Genomic DNA, 19,013 nt, shown 5'->3' with positions numbered 1-19,013 from the left:
CGGGTCAGGCGCCCCTAGGCACCGAATCTGCGAAGGCCGCACGCTTCGATGACCGCGCGCGGTCTCGACGGCATCCGTGTCGTCGAGCTGGGACGGATGGTGGCGGCTCCGTGGACAGCCAAGCTGCTCGCCGACCTCGGCGCCGATGTCATCAAGGTCGAGCCGCCGGAGGGCGACACAGCGCGCCGTCGCGGACCGTTCGCTGTTGACGCTGGTCGTTCCGACCCCGAAGCCGGCTCGGGGCTGGTGGGCGGCCTGTTCGCTGCCATCAACACGAACAAGCGCGGCGTCGTGGCCGATCTCGCCCAACCGGACGGCCGCGCCACGCTGCAGGAACTGCTCGCAGACGCGGACCTGTTCATCCACGATCTGGCCCCGCGAACCGCAGCGGCGCACGGCCTGACGGCAGAGTCGCTACGGGCGCAACACCCGTCGCTGGTGACGACGTCGATCACGCCATTCGGGCAGACCGGCCCCTACGCCGACTGGCGGGCCACCGAGCTGCAGGTCATCCACGGCGGCGGCTGGGGCTGGCTCACCCCTGGCTGCGTGCAGGACGCAGAGCTGCCCCCGCTGAAGCCGCACGGCCACCAAGCTGCCTTCCAGTCGGGTTTCGCCGCGGCGTGCGCCTCGCTCGCCGCTGTCGACCGGGCACAGCGCACCGGCCACGGCGAGCACATCGACTTCGCCCAGATGTCCTACGTGGTGGGGATGCTGGAAGCGGCGTTCATCAGCTGGTCGTACCGGGGCGAGAACCCCAGCCGCCTGGGTGCGCGCATCCTCAACCCGTGGGGCATCTTCCCGGCCAGCGACGGGCACATCTTCCTGGTGTGCGTCGAGGCCGATCAGTGGGAGCGGCTGAAGGACTTCATGGGCCGGCCGGAGTGGGCCGACATGGACATCTTCGCCACGCTCGAGGGTCGCTTCGAGAACGAGGACCTGCTGCGTATGTGGCTCGGCGAGTGGATCGCCGCGCAGCCCGTGACCGAGCTGTTCCATCGAGGCCAAGCAGAGCGGCTGGCGTTCGCCCCGGTGAACACGGTGGCGCAGATGGCAGCCGACCCGCACCTGGCCGCACGCGACTTCCTGGTCACCTACGACCAGCCAGGACTGGGCAGCGTCACCGTTCCCGGTGCGCCGTCACGGCTTGCGAACCGGTGGTGGTCCATCCGCCGGCCCGCTCCCGCATTGGGCGAGCACAACGGAACGGGTTTCGGCGACGCGGCGGAAGCAGCACCAGCGCAGCCGCCCCCTGCCGCACCCATGACACGGCCGTCCGACCGCCCGCTCGACGGCGTCACGGTGGCGGACTTCACCTGGGTCTGGGCCGGTCCGTACTGCACACTGCACCTAGCGCATCTGGGCGCGACGGTCGTCAAGATCGAATCAGCGGCCCGGCCGGATCTGGGCCGTCGACTGCCGACACAATCAGGCCGCCACACCCCGACGCTCGACACCAACGGCTACTTCAACCAGTACGGCCAGGGCAAGCAGAGCATCACCGTCGACATGGGCACCGCCGAGGGCCGTGGGCTGGCGAAGCGTCTGGCGCTGGCGTGCGACCTGGTGGTGTCCAACTACGCCACCGGCGTGATGGACGGGTGGGGTCTCGGCTACGAGGCCTTGGCTGCAGAGCGTCCCGACGTGATCGTTGGCGCCATCAGCGGCTACGGCCACCACGGGCCGTACAAGTCGTACATGGGCTACGGGCCCACCACCGGGCCGCTGTCAGGCCTCGCGTCCATGACTGGCTACCCCGGAACGGACGCAGACGAGCTCGGCGTATCCCTCGGCGACCCGGCGGCCGGCATCGCGACGGCGTACGCACTGGTCGCCGCGCTGGTGGCCCGGCGGCGCACCGGCGAAGGCCAGTTCATCGACACGTCCATGTGGGAGGCCACCACGGCGTGCACCCCCGAGGGCTGGATGGAATGGGTGCTGAAGGGCACACAGCCCGATCCGATGGGCAATCTGGACCCCCTCTGGTCGCCGCACAACCTGTATCGCTGCGCCGGCAACGACGACTGGATCGCAATCTGCTGTGTCGACGAGGCCGAGTGGTCGGCGCTGGCGGGCATCACCGGCATCGACCCCGCCGACGAGCGGTTCGCCACGGCCGCTGACCGCAAGGCGAATGAGGCCGAGCTCGACAAGCTGATCGGGGCCTGGACCCGTGAGCGCGACCAGTGGGACGTCACCGAGCTGCTGCAGGCCGCCGGCGTGCCTGCGTTCCCGTCGCTCAGCGCACGCACGCTCGAGGTCAACCCGCACCTCGTCGAGCGAGGGCTGATCGAACGCCTGGATCACCCTGTCGTGGGCCAGATGAGCCACGTCGGCATCCCGTGGCTGCTGACCGACGGCACTAACGGCGTGCGCGCACCTGCGCCCACGCTGGGCCAGCACACCCATGACGTGCTTGCCGACGTGCTGGGCCTGAATCCCGCCGAGATCGCCGCCCTCGAAGCAGCCGGAGCCCTGCGCTAGATGATTGGTTCCAAGGGGTGGGGTCCGCTGGGGCCGTGGTTCCCCTATGTGCCCGGCCATTTGGGGTTCAACAAGCGGCTGCACCGTGCAGCGCGGATGATCAGCCACCTCATAGGGGCCTCGGCCCGGGAGTGCCCCAGCTGGCACAACCAGACCACCCACCGGCCCGGCCCCGCTCGCTCACTCGCCGCCTACGGCCACCAACCCACGGAACCAATCATCCAGTCGTCGAGTCGGCGGCTAGTTCCTGGTGAAACCGACTGTGAAGGCTTCGGACCAGTTGCGGAGCAGGTCCTGAAGATGGTTCTCGTTCGCGGACAAGTACTCGACGTGAGTCGCGTAGGACGGGATGTTCTTGAACGTCAGCGTGAGTTGCGATCCGCTGATCGAGACATTGGTCGCCGGCCCGAGCCGTTCGTATCCCCTGACGCCCCGCCGCAGCAGCTCGAACCGGCTGGGTTCCGGCACGAAAGCGGGGTTCAGCGGCTCGTTGAGGTTGACGACCACCGTCGTCTGACCGCTGGTGTGGACGGCGCTGACGGGGACGGGACCGATCGTGTCGCGCGGGCCGGGACGCACCACCGACGCGTACCACGGGCTCCAGCCATTGGCGTTGCGGGCGCGGAGCTCCACTTCGTAGGGCAGGTCCGCAATCAGACCGGTGATCTCGTGCCGCCTGGGATTGAAGCAGTCAAAGGAATGCCGACCAGTGCACATCAGGGTCATGGGGCGCGGGGCGAGAATGCCGCTCGTGGTCCAGGCGGAAGCCACCTGCGCCCGGTGACGCACTTGGTAGGCGATCGGGATCGAGCCCCGGTCGAGCAGCGCCCACTCGACGGTCAGCTTGCGGTTGCCCGGAGTGACCGTGATCGGCGAGGGCAGGGCCGTCTGGGTGTGGGACGCGTCGACCGTGACGGTGACGACCTCGGAGGTGATCCCGTGTCGCTGGACAACCCGATTCGGGGTATTTGGATTGTCGTCGTGGTCCTCGGTGTTGTCGGTACGGGAGCGAACGCGTACCTGGTATGTCCCGTCCTCAAGACCGGAGATAGTGCGGAAGCGCTCATTCAGGTTCGTGTCTTCGGTCCAGGTGGTCGACCAGGTCGGCCAGCTGCCGTCGGCCTTCTGCTTGCGGTGTTGGATTCCGTAGCCCGCGATAGCTCCGGGAGAGCTGCCTCTTTGGCCGACGCTCGAATAGATGACGATCCTGCCCTCGTGGGTGGCGGGGTTGCTATCGGATTTGGCCGCGCCGCCGGACGCACGGACGGCCTGGGGCGGCGGGGGACCGTCGGCCGGGCCTTCGTGCGGGACTGTGGTGCTCCGGGACTCGCTGCCGAGGGTGGCGGTGGCACCAATTCCGGAGATCTGACCGGACGTAGGCAGGCTGACCAGGGAAAGCGGCGGGCAGTTGATTGTGCCCGAACCGTTGCCGGTGCTGTTCAGACGACAGATACCGCTGGCGTTACCTTTGTTGGTGTTGATCGTCATGAACGTGCGGCCGATCGGAGAGGGATGTGGAGAGTCATCGACGAACCAAACCTGCATCGGTTCAAAGAAGGCATTCACGGCAGGCACCCAGACCGACCAGGCGTCGGTGGCGGCCGAGGCCGGTTGGCCGCTCGCGTGGGTGCGGGCGGCGACGCGTGCGGTGTAGTAGGTGCCGCTGGTCAACCCCGTGATGATGTTGTGGCCGGTGTCGGTCGCGCCCTTGGTCGCGCTCTGCACCGTGCCGGTGCAGCCATTCGGGTAATTGGGGTTGGGGCAGGCCTTCCACTGCACGACGATATTGGTCAGCGTCCGGCCGGCCGTTGCAGTGAACGCGTCCCAGCGGATGCTGATCTGGCCATTGTTGTTGGTCACGATGTGCAGCCCGGTGGGGCTGTTCGCGTCGGCGGTCTGCGAGGGGTCCTGGGCGGTGATGGTGACGCTCTGGGCGTCGGTCTGGTACCTGACGTCGGAGGCGTCGTATGCGGAGATGCGGAACTCGTGGGGTACGTGAGGATCGATGCCATAGAAGATGAAGTGAGGCAGGCTGGGATCGCTCTGCCTGCTGATGGCCGACCAAGGCAACGCGCTGTAGCGCCGCCAGTTTTCGTACCCGGCGCGCCTGAGTTCGAGGTCGAACGTCTGGCGGGCCGCGCAGCCGCTGCCGTTGATGCTGGTAATCCGGCCGCTGACCGCGTTGCGGGAATAGGGCTTGACGGCGAGCGTGATGCAGGTATCGGGCACGGTGGTCGAGAAGGCGGTCTTGAGCTCCTCGGGCGGGGCCGCGGCGTACTCGACGCGGACAGAGAAGACATGGTCGCCGGCGGTCAGGCCGCGGAATGTGTGCGAACGCGCCTCGGGGTCGGCGATCGGGGACGTGATGCTGGCATTGACCGACTCATTGACGGCGGTGACGACAAAGCCGGCGACCTCGCAGGTCTCGGAGAGATCGTCGGGCAGGGTCCAGGAGACGACGGCGCCCTGGCCGATGGCGAGGGCCGAGACAGAAGAGGGCGCGACCGGCTCGCAGGCGTGCGACTGCTGCCAGTCGACCCGGTGGCCGGCGTCGTGGGCGAGTCCGATGTGTGCCAGGTTGGCGTCGGCCCCGGAGGCGGAGGATCTGATCGTGCCGCCGCTGAGCCTGAGCGTGTCGGCGAGCACGGCGATGCCCTGGGTGGAGATGTTGGGTTCGACGACGGTGTGGGCGAAGACGATGCTGCTGCCGCCGCTGCCGCTCTGGTAGGCGGCCCACTTGGTCCCCCACTCGGCGGGATCCATGTCGATCGCCAGTTGAGGCGATCCGCTGACCGTGACGGCCTCGCTGAAGGTGAGCGTGACTTCGATCACGTCGTCACTGGAGTAGGTATCGTCGGTGCCGGGGTCGGAGGTGATCGCGACGCCGGTGAGGGTCGGCGCAGCCTCCCGCCAGTCCACCTTGTGGTCGGCGTCGTGGGCGAGGCCCGAGTGGGAGCGCTGGACATCGGTGTTCGAGGAGACGGAGCGGATCGTGCCGCCGTTGAGCCTGAGCGTGTCGGCGAGCACGGCGATGCCCTGGGTGGAGATGTTGGGTTCGACGACGGTGTGGGCGAAGACGATGCTGCTGCCGCCGCTGCCGCTCTGGTAGGCGGCCCACTTGGTCCCCCACTCGGCGGGATCCATGTCGATCGCCAGTTGAGGCGATCCGCTGACCGTGACGGCCTCGCTGAAGGTGAGCGTGACTTCGATCACGTCGTCACTGGAGTAGGTATCGTCGGCGCCGGGGTCGGAGGTGATCGCGACGCCAGTCACGGTGGGCGCGATCACCCGCCAGTTGACCTTGTGGTCGGCGTCGTGGCCGAGCCCGGAGTGGGACAGCGCGACGGGCGTCCCGGAGGACGCGGCGGTGATCGAGCCGCCGTTCAGGGTCAGCGAGTCGGCGAGCACGGCGATGCCCTGGGTGGAGATGTTGGGCTCGACGACGGTGTGGGCAAAGGTCAGCTCGGTCGAGCCGTTGCCGCGCAGGTAGTCGGCCGACTTGGTACCCCAGTCGGCCGGGTCCATATCGATGGAGACTTGCGGCGTCCCGGAGACGTTGACGGCCTCGCTGAAGGTCAGGGCGACGCGGATTCTCTGTCCGAGGGCGTAGGTCTGGTCGGGGCCGGCGCTGGAGCTGATGGCGACGGCGGTGACGGTCGGCGCGGTCTGGGCCTGCGCCATGCTGGAGTCGGAGCGAAGCAGGACGAGGGCGATCGCGGCGACAGTGATCAGGGTGAGCAGCAGACCGGTCCGCCAAGCGGGAGCGGCTGAGACTCGGCCAGTGGGTTTCGCGTGCTCGCGTTGGAACGTCGAACGTGAAACAGATGTCACGGGCACTCTCCCTCAGAAGCTCATCGCCATGCCGTTGCCGCGAACGGCCGATCCTTCGAACCCTCACCTGCCGTAGCTCGATCTGAGGGATTACTTATCTAAGGGATCATTGTACGGAAGTCCCTACACATAGTCCACTTCTCGTCCTCTGCGTCTGCAAACGCGATGCAATTCTCGTCCAATTCACGCTCCCCGAGAGCTCGATGATTGGTTCCGTGGGTCGGTGGCCGTAGACGGCGAGTGAGCGAGCGGGGCCGGGCCGGTGGGTGGTCTGGTTGTGCCAGCTGGGGCACTCCCGGGCCGAGGCCCCTATGACGTGGCTGATCATCCGCGCTGAACGGTGCAGCCGCTTGTTGAACCCCAAATGGCCGGGCACATAGGGGAACCACGGCCCCAGCGGACCCCACCCCTTGGAACCAATCATCTAGGTGCCGCAATCAGTTCGTGACCCCAGTGAGCAACCTTGCTCGCTGGCGTGCCTCGAGCGTCAGTTCGGCCAGTCGGTGAGGGTGACGAGGTCGAACATCGCTCCGGCGGGGTCGGAGACGGTTGCGGCGCGTCCCGGTCCGAAGTCGAACGGCGGCATGATCACGCTGCCGCCGTTGGAGGCTGCGGTACCGCACGCGACATCGACGTCGGACACCCCGAAGCTCACCCGCCAGTGGGGCGGCACGCCGTCAGGCAACGGTGCCATTGAGGTGCTGGCAACCGGCTCTCCGCCCAGTGTGAACACCACGGGCCCATCGGGTGCTTCCTCCATCGTGCCGGTCTCCCAGCCGAACAGCTCGCAATAGAACGCCGCCGCCGCATCATCGTCGTGCGTGGCGACCTCGGCCCAGGTGAACGCACCCGGAGCGTTGACGATGCCCGCACCGATGGCGGTGATTGGCGCCCACGTGCAGAACACGGCGCCGGTGGGATCAGCGGCGATGACCATCCGGCCTGCGGCGTCGGGACCCGGCTCGGGCACGTCGATGGCGGGCCGCATGACGGCGCCTCCGGCCGCCACGACCCGGCCCGCGAACTCGTCTGCGTCGTCCACGGTGACGTAGACGTTCCAGCACGGCGGGACACCTTCGCTGAGCATCTCGGGCGGCATGTCGAACACCCCTGCTGCGGGGTGCCCGTCCACCACTGCCATGACGTAGTTGATCTCGCCGGTGGGGTCGCGCTCGAAGTCCCACCCGAGCACGGCTGCGTAGAAGCCGAGAGCACCTTCGACGTCGGTCGTCGCCAAGTCGACCCACGACGGTGTTCCCGGTGCATGGCTCTGTCGTATCGGCATACCGGTGCTTCTCCTTGCGCTCGGCGGGGAGGCTTGTCTAGTCCGAGGGTGCGAGCGTGCGGCGCAGGACGCCGGCGGTGAGCTCCTGGGCTTCCTTGGCCTGATCAAGGAAACGGGTCATGCTGAAGAACCCGTGGAACTGACCGGGGTACTCGACAAGCGTCGTGGGCACCTTGGCATCGGCCAGCATCTGGGCGTATTCGACGCCTTCGTCGCGCAGTGGATCGTGCCCAGCCACGATGACGAAAGCGGGCGCCGCGCCGGCGGGATCCTTCTCGGCGAGCGGGGCTGCGTACGGGTTGCTGCGCTCCGACGGGGGGCAGTAGTGATCGTCGAACCAGACCATGGTGGAGCGGGTCAGCAGGTAGCCCTCGGCGTTGGCGATCATCGAATGGGTGTCGCGGTCGAAATCGGTAACCGGGTAGATGAGCACCTGCAGCGCCGGTTGACCGCATGCGTCGCCGTTCGCCGCGCCGTCACGGCACATGAGCGCTACTGCTGCCGCCAGGTTGCCGCCGGCGCTGTCACCGCCGATCGCCACCCGTGCGGGGTCGATGCCCAGCTCGGCGGCGTTGTCCATCGCCCACTGGGTCGCAGCGCAGCAGTCGTCGGCCGCCGCCGGGAATGGGTGCTCGGGAGCGAGTCGATAGTCGACCGACACGGTGACGACGCCGGCCAACATCGTCAGCGAGCGGCACACCCAATCGTGGGTATTGATGCTGCCGACCACCCAGCCGCCGCCGTGGAAGTAGACGAGACAGCCCAGCGCCCCAGCCGCATCGGCGGTCGCCGCGCCGTCGCCGGGCCGGTAGATCCGCACGGCGATGTCATTGCCGTCGGGTCCCGGAATCGTCCGGTCCTCGATTCCTGCGACCTCCACGAATACGCCGGGGTTGGGACGCTCCTCCCACCCGGCGCGAGCTCGCTCGGGGCCGACCTGCTCGAACGTCGGCATGTTCAGCGCGTTGATCTGGTCGATGAGGCGGGATGCTTCGGCTTCGAGGGTCACGGCGGGCAGCATATGTGCGGCGCGAGCGGCGGTGCAGCGGTCGGGACGGCACGTCGGCGGGTGCGCTGTGCTCGGCTGCCGTACGCTGAGACGGGCACTCACGCCGAGGGCGGTGGTTGCGATAACGGGGGCACGACATGGGTGATCTGCTGATCTCTGGCGGAACGTTGATCGACGGCACGGGTTCGGAGCCGCGCCGGGCCGACGTGCTCATTTCCGATGGCGTCGTGGCTGAGATCGGCGAGTCGCCCGGCGATCTCGCAGGTCGCCGGGTCGACCGCACCATCGACGCCGAGGGCCACGTCGTGACACCCGGGTTCATCGACGTGCACACCCACATGGATGCCCAGATCGCTTGGGATCCGATGGGCGAGAGCTCGTGCTTCCACGGCGTGACCACCGCCGTGATGGGCAACTGCGGCTTCACGTTGGCCCCTGCCCGACCCGACGCCCGCCATCTCGTCGTGCGCAACCTCGAGCGGGCCGAGGACATCTCCGCCGAGGCCATGGCGGCGGGCATCGAGTGGACGTGGGAGACCTTCCCCGAATACCTCGACTTCGTGGAGGCCACGCCCAAGGGCATCAACTACGCCGGCTACCTGGGGCACTCCGCGCTGCGGACCTGGGCGATGGGAGAGGCCGCGTTCGACCGCGGGGCCAACGACGAGGAACTGGCGCTGATGCTGCAGCAGTTGCGCGACTCGCTGCGAGCCGGTGCCATCGGCTTCACCACCTCCATCTCGTACAACCACGAGACCGCCGACGACCGTCCGGTTGCTTCACGCTTGGCGGAATGGTCCGAGATCGATGCGCTCGTCAGCGAGATGGGCAAGATGGGTGCCGGCATCTTCGAGCTGGCCAATCACGGCGACTTGCGCTCCCGCGACGCCGAACGCAACGACGCCTATGTCGCCAAGGTCGTCGAGCTAGGTGCTCGCACACGCGTCCCGATCACCTACGGCATGCTCGCCCCCTCCAGCCAAGACCACCACTGGAAGCCGGTGCTCAAGCTGCTCGACGGCATCAACGCGGCCGGCGGTGTCTCGTGGGGTCAGGCGCACACTCGCTGCCTGGGCACCCTGCTGTCATTCAAGACCTCGCTGCCCTTCGACGGGCTGCCGCTGTGGCGCGAGATGCGGGCGGACTCACGGGGCGAGCAGTGGGCTGCGCTGCGCGACCCCGACATCCGGCGGCGCCTCATCGACGAAGCCGACAACGGTGACTACGGCAGGGCTCTCGGCCCGGAGGCTCGCAAGCCCGTCTGGGAGCACATCTACCCGCTGACACGGCCGCTGCCGCCGTTCCGCACGATGGACGTCATCGCAGCCGAGCGTGGCACGACGCCGATGGAGGCGTTCGTAGACCTGGCCGTGGACAGCGACTTGGAGATGTTCTTCGTGCAGGCGCTCGCCAACCAGGACCAGGACCTGGTGCTGCACCTGCTGAGGCACCCCCGTGCCATCCCGACCTTCTCCGACAGCGGTGCCCACGTCACCCAGATCATGGACTCGTCGCTGCAGACGCATCTGCTGGGCCATTGGGTGCGCGACCGCCAGGAGTTCACGCTGGAAGACGCGGTGCATCGCATCACCCAGTTGCCGGCGCAGGCATGGGGTTTCGACGATCGGGGCGTGCTGGCGGTCGGCAAGGCCGCCGACGTGAACGTGTTCGACCCCGAGACGGTGTCGCCGGACATGCCCAAGCTGGTGCACGACCTGCCCGCTGGAGCGCCGCGCCTGCGCCAGACAGCCACCGGCTTCGCCGCCACCATCGTCAACGGCGAAGTGATCACCGAGCACGGCAAGGTGACCGGTGCCGTGCCAGGCCAGCTGCTGCGCGGCCCGCTGGCGCGCTAGCCGGTTGCCGAGGAGTCGGTTCTGATCGCCCGTCCGGCGCTCTGACGGGCGGCTGCAGCTCCACAGATCCGTGATTTGAGGGCCCGTTTCACGACCTGAAACGTGTATCGGGTAACCACTACTGTGCGATGCTGTATGTGGATATACAGATATCCCGAGCCGCAGCGCATCACGCCACTGGGAACCAGATTAGCGGCGTGACGGTACCCCCCCCCCCCCGGAGTATCGACGCCGACGAGCCTTGTCCTGCGCAGTTGAGCCTTGCGGTCGGTGCGCAGGGTGTCTTGCTGGTCATCGGCCCGATGGTGGTGTTGGCATCGATTCCGTCCCACGCGACCCAGCAGAGCTCCAGCTATATCTCCTGGACGGTGTTCGTGGCGCTGCTCGCGTGCGGTGTCCTGACGGCACTTCAGGCACTGCGCATGGGACCGTTCGGCGCGGGCCTGCTCTTCATCGTCGGCGTTTCACCGGCTTTTGTGGCGGTGTCGGCACTGGCTCTGGCCGAGGGTGGCCCCGTCCTGCTCGCGAGCCTGACTGTGGTGTCAGCGTTCTCCTACTTCTTGCTGGCGGCGTGGTTGCCGCGACTCCGCAAGGTCATCACGCCGCTGGTCGCGGGGATCGTGTTGATGCTGATTGGATTCTCGCTGTTGCCGGTCGCATTCGGCCAGATCAGCAGTGTCCCTGCGGGCAAGGGGGAGATGACCGGTCTGATCACAGCGCTGGTGACGGTGGCCACGGCCGTGGTGCTCGCGCTGCTGTCTGACGGCGCTTGGAGAATCTGGTCGCCGCTCATCACGATCAGCGCGGGCTGTGCAGCCGCTCTTCTGTTCGGCATATTGGACACCGGCGGCGTCGCCGATGCGCCGTGGCTGGGGCTGCCGACCGCTGGATTTCATGGCTTCGCGTTCGAGTTCGGCGCGAGTTTCTGGACGCTGCTGCCGGTCTTCGCGCTGGTTGCACTCGTGGACGCCATCAAGAGCATCGGCGACGGCATCCTCATGCAGCAGCAGTCGTGGCGGCTGCCGAGGGTGACGGACTATCGCCGCATCCAGGGATCCATCAATGCCACTGGTGCGGGTTTCGCTCTCGCGGCAGCCATGGGTTCGGCTCCATTGAGCAGCTACGGGTCCTACAGCGCTGCTCTCAGCGGCACGACACAGGTCGCGTCGCGCCGCGTGGGTGTCTACTTGGGCAGCGTGCTGGTGCTCGTGGCCCTGATGCCCAAATTGATGGCCGTGCTGCTCGCCGTGCCTGGTCCGGTGGCAGGCGCCTACCTGCTGACCATCGCCGGGCTGCTCTTCGTGAGCGGAGTCAGGAACGCAAGCCAAGGCGGCCTCAGTGCTCGCGACACGGTGATATTGAGCAGTGCATTCGCTCTCGGTGCCGGTATCGAGCATGACGTGGTCGTCGCCGAGTTGGTCGGCGACGTTTGGGAGCCGCTGGCGAGCAACGGTTTGCTCGTCGGAGCATTCGTCGCAATCGCTATGAATCTCCTGACAGAGCTCGTCGGTGCGCGCAAGCGCCATCGCTTCGACCTGTCATTGAGCCGTGACTCGTTGCCAGAGCTGGACGGCTGTCTCGTGTCGATGGCCGAGCGAGTTGGTTGGAGCAGCCAGGCTGCGCAGCGATTGCGCGCCACCGGCGAGGAAACGCTGTTGTGCCTGCTGGACATGAACGAGCAACAGTCCGACGGCGAGACTCGGCGGCTGGTGCTGCTGGCTCGCCCGGGGCCGACGGCCGTGCATCTCGAGTTCATCGCCATCGCTGTTGACGAGAACCTCGAAGACCGCCTTGCTTGTCTCAGCGAGGAGATCGAGGGTTCAGTGGAGACAACTGACCCAGGCGTCCTGTCGCTGAGATTGCTGCAGCACTACACGTCCGGCCTGCAGCATCAGAAGTACTTGGGAATGGACATCGTCAATCTGCAGGTCAGCAAGGTGGGCTAGGAGTCGGCTGCGTTCAGACTCTGCCGTTTCTCGGTGACGCCCGGGTTGGGGCGGTTGCCCACGTAGGCACTGCCGTAGTTGGGCTCGCTGGTCCAGTCGAGGTTCTGGAGGGTCGCCTCGAATCCCTGCCGGGCGTCTTTCCAAGCACTCACCAGCCGGTCCTCGGTGTCGTAGTCGAACGGGTCGCCCAGCCGCTGCTCGAGCGGTCCGCCGCGTTCGAGCGGGTGTTCCGCCAGCCAGCGCGCAGCAGCCCGCCAGGCATCGACCGGCGCCAGCACGTCGCAGTAGCCGAGATCTCGCATCGTGGGCCCGATGTCGAGCACCCGGTGGGTGGTGGACCAGCTGCCCACCAGGGGCCGGGCGGGCGCCGCGAGGTCATAGGGCAGCGATACCAGCTCCCAGTTGTGGCCCAGCTCGTCGGCAATGACCTCGGCGATCTGCGCTAGCGAAAGTGTCGACGAATCAGCCACGTTGTAGATGCCGCCCAGCGCCGCAGCGGGCGCATCGCACGCCAGCAGCGTGGCGTGAGCTGCGTTGCCGATCCAACCCTGGCTCTTGACCGTCAAGCCGGCGTCGGCCACCACCAGGTGGGGCCGGCGGTCGAGCGCACGTCGCACCAGCGGCCATTCGCGGGGCAGTGGCTGACGCGGCCCGTACAGCTGCGGGTAGCGCAGGTGAATGGCCTGCGGGTGATGCTCGAACACGGATTCCTCAGTGACCCGGATCATCCGAAGCTTGCGGAAATCCTCCCCGTCGCCCACCAGCGGCGCACCGTGCGGCAACGGCACCGTCATGCCGAGCGGGAACAGATCGTCGGGGCTGCCGAAGCCCCGGTACACACCGACCCCGCCGATCGACACGAAGTGACTGCAACGACGGGCCAGCAGCGACGCCAGTACCCGCAACCGCCCGTACATCACGACAGCTAGATCGAACGACTCACTGCCGAGAGCATCCGCGGTGGCCTCGCCGTCGAACGGGTCGGTGTGGATGTGACGGACCTCGGGGCCGATGAGCTCGGATTCGTGCCGCCCCGTATGCAGGATGGTCACGTCGAAGTCGCGTGCGACCAGTCCGTTGACAACCAGCGGTCCCGTCGGACCGGTCCCGCCGATCACCAGTGCAGTTCGCGGTGCCGCCACGGGGTCATTGTGGCGCGAGAACACTCGACCGCCATGAGGTAATGCAAGAGCGCGGCGTGTAGCTTCATACGGACCACATTCCGGATTGACACGATGAGACCAGGGGGATGCTGTGGCGACCAAGGCTGGAGAGCGTCTGGATTTTGACGGTGGTGTGCAAGTCATCGTCACCAAGGGCGGCGACGCCGACATTTCCGCTGCGGCCGGCGGCGAGGGCCTGAAGGTAGGCAAGCGCTACCAGGACGAGGATTCCGGCATCGAGGTGCTTGTCACCAAGCCGGGCGCGGTGACCTTGCAGTGTGACGGCAAGGACATGGCGCTGCAGGAACCGAAGAAGACCAAGTCGGCCGACTGAGGCCGATCATTGGACACTGGGCCGATTAGGCCGATCAAGCCAGCGCTGGGCCGACTGAGGCCGATCAGCCGGCACGGGGCCGACGAGGCCTCATCGAGCTATCGGCGCCGGCCACCCAAGGGGGTGGTGGCACCCTGAACCGCATCGAGCATCTCCTGAGCGGCGGCGAGATGGACCGCGCTGCCGCGCGTGCGCTGGTCGAGCTGTGCGTGGACGTGCGGGAGACGCGCGAACCGGCAGTTGTGGTTCTGCGCAATGCGCCCGGCACCGACTTCTGCTCGGGCATCAGCTTCGATCCGCTCGAACTCCAGCCTGATCCGGCGTCTGCTCTGGCAACGGTGCGGGGTCCGGTGGTGTGTGCGATCAGCGGCGAATGCTCGGGCCCCGGCCTTGAGATCGCACTGGCGTGCGATATCCGCCTGTGTGACGCAAGCGCTCGCTTCGCCCTGCGGGATGCGCTGGAAGGCCGGCTCCCGGCCTGGGGCGGCACCCAGCGCTTGCCACGCGCCGTCGGCGCCTCCCGCGCAAGCACGATGCTGCTCTTGGGAGCGGAGGCGGATGCCGCTACCGCGCTTGAGTGGGGACTGACACACGCTGTCGAGGCGGACCTTGACGAGGCTGTTGACCGATGGTTGGACGACTTGGCCAGCGCGGGGCCGCTGGCGCTTGAGTTCGCCAAGGAAGCGGTGCACCGGGGCTCGGAGCTCACCCTTGCTGACGGCTTGCGCCTGGAGGGCGACTTGAACCACCAGCTCGCCGCCACCGACGACCGCGCCGAAGGTCTCGCCGCCTTCTTCGACAAACGGCCGCCGGACTTCGCAGGGCGTTAGCCATGCGAAGCATCAGACACAGCGCAGGGCGTTAGCCATGCGAAGCATCAGACACAGCGCAGGGCGTTAGCCATGCGAAGCATCAGACACAGCGCAGGGCGCTGAGGTGAGCGACTGGCTGCCGCCGGGCCTGTTCGACTATGGCGCCGAGCTGGCTGCCGAGGTTGCTCGGCGGTTGGGCGCGGGTGTGGTCGGCGATGCCGCGTGCTGGATCGACATGCCGCGCCGTCTGAAGCTCGCCGACGTGGTCTCTGAGCCCGTCCGCTGGGGCACCGGTGCGCTGTGCGTGGATCTCGGACCTGACGATGGCGAGACCTGGGAGCGCTTTGCTGAGGTGCACCAGGGCGAGTCCGACACCGAGGCCGTGGCTGCGAGCGCGCAGGAATGGCGCCTGCCGGTCACTCCGTACCGCCGGATGTCGGAGGCGGCTGTCGTGACGGCCGCGCCGGAATCGAACTGCGAGCCAATGGACCCGGCATCTTTCGACGGCGAGGTCCTCGACGGAAAGCAGATCGTGGACCTGACCTCGATGTGGGCTGGCCCGCTGTGTACCGAGCTGTTGGGCCGTGCCGGCGCCGAGGTCCGCAAGGTGAGCTCGACGGCTCGGCCCGACGGTTTGGCAGGCACGGTGATGTACGCGGAGCTGAATGCCCATAAGACAGCCGTCGAACTCGATCCCCGGTTCGGCGCGGGCCGCGACGCTCTCGAGAGACTGCTGGCGACAGCAGACCTGCTCGTCACCTCGCTCTCGCCCAGGGCATTGGCCAATCTCGAACTGCTGCCCGAGCAGCTCTGTGTCCGTCACCCGCGGCTGCACACGCTGGCGGTCACCGCCTTCGAGCCGGATTCGCCGGAGTGCGACTGGATCGCGTACGGCACTGGCGTGCACGCCGCCGCTGGCCTGGGCTGGATGGGAGATGAGCCTCAGGCACCGGCGTACTCCTATCCCGATCCGCTTGCGGGGCTGCGGGCCGCGCGTGTCGCGGTGGACCAGCTCGCTGGCGTTGCGCACCAGCACCGACGCGTGTCGATGGCGGGCGTCGTGGCACCGCTGGTCGGCTCGATGGCATGCAGCCGCGGAGACGGCACTCCGACATCCGCTGCCGGATCCGGCGGTGATCGGCATGGCTGAGCGGGTCCGGCTGGTCTTCGGTCATGACGGCGTTGCGACGATCACGCTGTGCCATCCGCCGCTCAATATCTACGACCTCGAAATGCGCGACGGTCTCATCGAGGCGATCACGGCCGTGCGCGACGTGCCCGATGTGCGGTGCGTGGTGCTCGCCGCCGAGGGCAAGCACTTCAGCGCCGGCGCCGACCTGTCCGAGTTCGGCACCGCCGAGTCGATCTTCGACGCCCGGCGTATCCGGTGGGACCGCGATCCGTGGCTCCCGCTGGCGAATCTGCCGGTGCCCACCCTGTGTGCTCTGCACGGCTATGCACTGGGCTCGGGACTGGAGATGTCGCTGCTGTGCGACCTGCGCATCGCCAGCGACGACGCGGTGCTGGGCCTGCCCGAGACCAAGCTCGGCATGCTGCCCGCGGCCGGCGGAACGCAGAGCCTCACCGCGGCCATCGGGCCGGTGGCGGCCTTGCCGCTGGTGCTGAGCGGCCGCAATATCGACGCGGCCGAGGCCCGCCGGCTCGGCATCATCGCCGAGGTCGTGCCGACCGGTGATCTCGTCAGCCGCACGGCGGAGCTGGCCGGTCAGCTCGCCCGCATCGATCAGCCAGTGGCGCGGGCACTGCGCCGCTGCCTGCGCGCCGCGCACGACCTGCCGCTCAGCGACGGCCTCGCCGTCGAGCGCCGCTGGGCTGGCATCGCAGCGGCTGGTTCAGCCGCTTAGCGGGAGACGACGCAGAACTCTGAGCCCTCGGGGTCGGCCATGACTGTGGCCCGGAAGCCCAGGTGACCGGCGGTCTCGGTGGCGGCGGGCACCAGAACGGTCGCGCCGAGCGCAACCAGCCGTGCGACCTCGCTGTCCATGTCGCGGGTGAACAGATCGAGGTGGGCGCGCAGCTTCGCCGTCTTGGCCTCGGGCACTCGCTGGATCGTCAGGTGGTTCAGCATCCGGCCGCCGTCCGCTTCGGACAGCGTGATGTACGGGCGGCCGTTGCCGACCCGCGTGCTGAACCCGATGGCCGCCTGCCAGAAGTCGGCGATCCGCGCCGGGTCGGCGCAGTCGATCGTCACCCCCACGGCCCGCAGCTGCGGACCCTGGTCACCGGCTGTCGTCCCGGTCGAATCGTCCATGGCCGCGGACGCTACTGCACCCGTTCGGTTCCCTCCGCGGCGGGCTTGGCAGGATCGCACACGAACCGGATCGGCGGGATCTCGATGTCCTCCAGCGACACCGAGCAGCTCACGACCCAGTACGGATCCAGCAGCGGCTGTCCCCAGGCGGCTGCGTCGAACGCGTCGATCCGGGCCGCCAGGCGCTCGACGCGCGACGGTTCGTGATGCGTCTCGACCTGGACGAGCCGGAGCCCCAGCGGGGTGTGCGCCAGGTTCATCGAGCCGACGTGCTGGAGATCGCCGACCGAGAGCGGATCGGGGTCGAGGGCACTCAGCTCGAGCATCGTCCCGGCGCCGTCTTGAGCCACTGCGCCGTTGCCGGTTTCGCTGGCCGGGGCGACGGTCAGATCGACGCCGTCGTAGTGACGGCGCAGCTTCACCTGGGTTCGCTGCACAGGAAAGCCGAGCTGCGACCGCAAGCCTGCAACCGCGTCGTCGGTGGAAGCGGCTGCGCCGGTGCAGAACGTCCGGGCGCGGGCACCACTGCGGCAGACCACGCGGACGTATGCGGCGCTGAACGCTCCCCACGGGCTCGCAGACACATCCCACGCCAGCAGCGACATCGCAGGCGGCACGATCGGGTGCAGTCCTGGCGGCAGCACCGCTTCACGCGCCGGACGCCGCAGCTCGGCGACCAATGACAGGCCCGTCACCCCGCTCAGGCGGATCGGCTCGCCGCCGAACTCTGCGATCTCGGGCGCGCCGGCGGCCAACTCGTCAACCGATGCCGTTCCTGAGATCATCGGCTGGCCCCGGCCGGCGTCGTCGAGGGCGCAGGTGCGCCAGAAGCGCTGACGTCGGGAACGCTGGTCGGTGCCTGCACCCGAGCAGCCCGCTCCTCCGGGGTCTGGAACTGCGGGATGACCTCGGTGGCGAACAGCCGCAGGCTGTCGAGCACTTGCTGCTGGGGGATCATCTCCATCGCGTTGAGCAGGAAGTTGATGCCGGTCACGCCGACGTCCTCCCACTTGCGGATAGTCCGCACGAGATGATCGGGGTCGCCGATGCCGACGCCTTCGGGCAAGCCCTTGGCCGCGCTCGGATCATCGGCAGGCGCGCTGCCATTCGGGGTTCCGCGGCTGCGCAGTGCAGCGCCCGCGTTGCCGAGCGTCTGGTATGCCCGTGTCGGGTACGCCTCGCGGGTGAAGTACAGGTGCGCGTTCGACATGCTGAATGCGCCGACCATCGGCAGACCCAACGCTGCCGCCTGGCGGTAGTCCTCGTGGCAGTAGAGGAAGTTGAGCGTGTGGACCTGGTCGTTCACGAAGCTGCCCACCGGATCGCAGTCGGCCACCCGCCGGTAGTACTCCTTGGTACGGCGCTCCTGCTCGGCGAACGGGGCGGCGCTCACGCCCAAGCAACCCAACCCACGCTCGGCAGCGTCCAGCTCGGTGCCCGGCGTGGTCACCGTCACCCACATCGGCGGGTGCGGTTCCTGAAATGGCTTGGGGATGACATTTCGAGCCGGCATGTCAAATCGGGCACCCTCCCAGCCGAAGTCGTCCTCGGTCCACATCTGCGGGATTACCCGCACGAACTCGTCCCACGTCTTCTTCGTGTCGTCGGGATCAGCGCAGAACCCGCCGAGCTCGGTCCAGGTGCTTGATCGGGCCGTGCCCAGCTCCAGCCGTCCGTTCGAGATGATGTCGAGCGCGGCCGCCCGCTCCGCGACCCGGATCGGGTTGTTCATCTCCGGCACGCACACCACGGCTCCATGGCCCACGCGGATGCGGTGGGTCTGCGCGGCCACCGCGGCCAGGAACACCTCGGGTGCGGGGCAGTGCGAGTACTCCTCGAGGAAGTGGTGCTCCACAGCCCACACGTGATCGAAACCCACCTCGTCGGCCACCCGGCACTGTTCCAGCGCGTTGTGGTAGGTCAGCCACTCGTTGGCCCGGCTGAAGGGCCGCGGCACCGACAGCTCGTAGAAGATCCCGAACTTCATTGCGCTGTTCTAGCCCAGCAGGGTCAGTCGCCGT

Annotated in this window: 14 protein-coding genes; 7 read left to right on the top strand and 7 right to left on the bottom strand. The window is 67.9% G+C overall.

The genetic code is table 11. The annotated features are described in order from the left end of the window. The first annotated feature begins 48 nt into the window (after nucleotides 1-48). A complete protein-coding gene (locus tag ACOGI5_RS02090) occupies nucleotides 49-2,484 on the top strand; it encodes a CaiB/BaiF CoA transferase family protein (protein WP_419862816.1) in 2,436 nt (811 codons plus the stop codon). A gap of 240 nt (nucleotides 2,485-2,724) precedes the next feature. Here the strand turns inward: ACOGI5_RS02090 and ACOGI5_RS02085 are convergent, their stop codons facing one another. From ACOGI5_RS02085 to ACOGI5_RS02075, 3 genes are all read right to left on the bottom strand, one after another. Next, a complete protein-coding gene (locus ACOGI5_RS02085; protein WP_419862815.1) occupies nucleotides 2,725-6,315 on the bottom strand; it encodes a fibronectin type III domain-containing protein in 3,591 nt (1,196 codons plus the stop codon). Between the two features lie 487 nt (nucleotides 6,316-6,802). Further along, nucleotides 6,803-7,600, bottom strand: a complete 798-nt coding sequence (locus ACOGI5_RS02080) for a VOC family protein (RefSeq protein ID WP_419862814.1) — start codon at nucleotides 7,598-7,600, stop codon at nucleotides 6,803-6,805. Between the two features lie 37 nt (nucleotides 7,601-7,637). After that, complete coding sequence (locus tag ACOGI5_RS02075; protein WP_419862813.1) at nucleotides 7,638-8,609, bottom strand: alpha/beta hydrolase; 972 nt, start codon at nucleotides 8,607-8,609, stop codon at nucleotides 7,638-7,640. A 137-nt stretch (nucleotides 8,610-8,746) separates the two neighbouring features. Between ACOGI5_RS02075 and ACOGI5_RS02070 the strand changes: the two genes are divergently transcribed. Together ACOGI5_RS02070 and ACOGI5_RS02065 are read left to right on the top strand one after the other, a co-directional pair. Further along, a complete protein-coding gene (locus ACOGI5_RS02070) occupies nucleotides 8,747-10,465 on the top strand; it encodes an N-acyl-D-amino-acid deacylase family protein (RefSeq protein WP_419862812.1) in 1,719 nt (572 codons plus the stop codon). A 254-nt stretch (nucleotides 10,466-10,719) separates the two neighbouring features. Next, on the top strand, nucleotides 10,720-12,411 hold the full coding sequence (locus ACOGI5_RS02065; RefSeq protein ID WP_419862811.1) for a uracil-xanthine permease family protein: 1,692 nt from the start codon (nucleotides 10,720-10,722) through the stop codon (nucleotides 12,409-12,411). Here ACOGI5_RS02065 and ACOGI5_RS02060 read toward each other — a convergent pair. After that, complete coding sequence (locus tag ACOGI5_RS02060) at nucleotides 12,408-13,553, bottom strand: hypothetical protein (RefSeq protein ID WP_419862810.1); 1,146 nt, start codon at nucleotides 13,551-13,553, stop codon at nucleotides 12,408-12,410. The two genes, ACOGI5_RS02065 and ACOGI5_RS02060, sit on opposite strands and share 4 nt — an antisense overlap. A 112-nt stretch (nucleotides 13,554-13,665) precedes the next feature. Between ACOGI5_RS02060 and ACOGI5_RS02055 the strand changes: the two genes are divergently transcribed. The 4 genes from ACOGI5_RS02055 to ACOGI5_RS02040 all read left to right on the top strand — a co-directional run bounded on the left by ACOGI5_RS02055 (nucleotide 13,666) and on the right by ACOGI5_RS02040 (nucleotide 16,585). Continuing rightward, nucleotides 13,666-13,908 carry a hypothetical protein gene (locus tag ACOGI5_RS02055; RefSeq protein ID WP_419862809.1) on the top strand — a complete coding sequence of 81 codons (243 nt, stop codon included), beginning with the start codon at nucleotides 13,666-13,668 and terminating at the stop codon, nucleotides 13,906-13,908. 170 nt (nucleotides 13,909-14,078) lie between these two features. Beyond that, nucleotides 14,079-14,738, top strand: coding sequence for an enoyl-CoA hydratase/isomerase family protein (locus ACOGI5_RS02050; protein ID WP_419862808.1), 660 nt, complete (start codon nucleotides 14,079-14,081; stop codon nucleotides 14,736-14,738). A 106-nt stretch (nucleotides 14,739-14,844) separates the two neighbouring features. Continuing rightward, a complete protein-coding gene (locus ACOGI5_RS02045) occupies nucleotides 14,845-15,870 on the top strand; it encodes a CoA transferase (RefSeq protein ID WP_419862807.1) in 1,026 nt (341 codons plus the stop codon). Further along, a complete protein-coding gene (locus ACOGI5_RS02040) occupies nucleotides 15,863-16,585 on the top strand; it encodes an enoyl-CoA hydratase/isomerase family protein (protein WP_419862806.1) in 723 nt (240 codons plus the stop codon). The genes ACOGI5_RS02045 and ACOGI5_RS02040 overlap by 8 nt, the downstream gene beginning before the upstream one ends. Here the strand turns inward: ACOGI5_RS02040 and ACOGI5_RS02035 are convergent. From ACOGI5_RS02035 to ACOGI5_RS02025, 3 genes are read right to left on the bottom strand one after another with little or no spacing between them, the layout of a single operon-like run. Further along, nucleotides 16,582-16,992 carry a VOC family protein gene (locus ACOGI5_RS02035; protein ID WP_419862805.1) on the bottom strand — a complete coding sequence of 137 codons (411 nt, stop codon included), beginning with the start codon at nucleotides 16,990-16,992 and terminating at the stop codon, nucleotides 16,582-16,584. The two genes, ACOGI5_RS02040 and ACOGI5_RS02035, sit on opposite strands and share 4 nt — an antisense overlap. An 11-nt stretch (nucleotides 16,993-17,003) precedes the next feature. Beyond that, nucleotides 17,004-17,777 carry a hypothetical protein gene (locus tag ACOGI5_RS02030; RefSeq protein ID WP_419862804.1) on the bottom strand — a complete coding sequence of 258 codons (774 nt, stop codon included), beginning with the start codon at nucleotides 17,775-17,777 and terminating at the stop codon, nucleotides 17,004-17,006. Then, the gene (locus ACOGI5_RS02025; RefSeq protein ID WP_419862803.1) at nucleotides 17,774-18,979 is read right to left on the bottom strand and encodes an LLM class flavin-dependent oxidoreductase; all 1,206 of its coding nucleotides are present in this window, start codon (nucleotides 18,977-18,979) and stop codon (nucleotides 17,774-17,776) included. Before ACOGI5_RS02025 ends, ACOGI5_RS02030 begins: the two co-directional genes overlap by 4 nt. Between the last annotated feature and the right edge of the window lie 34 nt (nucleotides 18,980-19,013).

This window comes from Candidatus Poriferisodalis sp. (assembly GCF_965208925.1).
Classification (GTDB): Bacteria; Actinomycetota; Acidimicrobiia; order Acidimicrobiales; family Poriferisodalaceae; genus Poriferisodalis.
The sequence above is the reverse complement of the archived record's forward strand: the minus strand, read 5'-3'. Positions and strand labels throughout refer to the sequence as shown.

Excerpts from the sequence above, each read along its gene's own strand:
- ACOGI5_RS02090 (WP_419862816.1), top strand. The coding sequence starts at position 49 with ATGACCGCGCGCGGTCTCGACGGCATCCGTGTCGTCGAGCTGGGACGG.
- ACOGI5_RS02080 (WP_419862814.1), bottom strand. The coding sequence starts at position 7,600 with ATGCCGATACGACAGAGCCATGCACCGGGAACACCGTCGTGGGTCGAC.
- ACOGI5_RS02070 (WP_419862812.1), top strand. The coding sequence starts at position 8,747 with ATGGGTGATCTGCTGATCTCTGGCGGAACGTTGATCGACGGCACGGGT.
- ACOGI5_RS02050 (WP_419862808.1), top strand. The coding sequence starts at position 14,079 with ATGGACCGCGCTGCCGCGCGTGCGCTGGTCGAGCTGTGCGTGGACGTG.
- ACOGI5_RS02040 (WP_419862806.1), top strand. The coding sequence starts at position 15,863 with ATGGCTGAGCGGGTCCGGCTGGTCTTCGGTCATGACGGCGTTGCGACG.
- ACOGI5_RS02035 (WP_419862805.1), bottom strand. The coding sequence starts at position 16,992 with ATGGACGATTCGACCGGGACGACAGCCGGTGACCAGGGTCCGCAGCTG.
- ACOGI5_RS02030 (WP_419862804.1), bottom strand. The coding sequence starts at position 17,777 with ATGATCTCAGGAACGGCATCGGTTGACGAGTTGGCCGCCGGCGCGCCC.
- ACOGI5_RS02025 (WP_419862803.1), bottom strand. The coding sequence starts at position 18,979 with ATGAAGTTCGGGATCTTCTACGAGCTGTCGGTGCCGCGGCCCTTCAGC.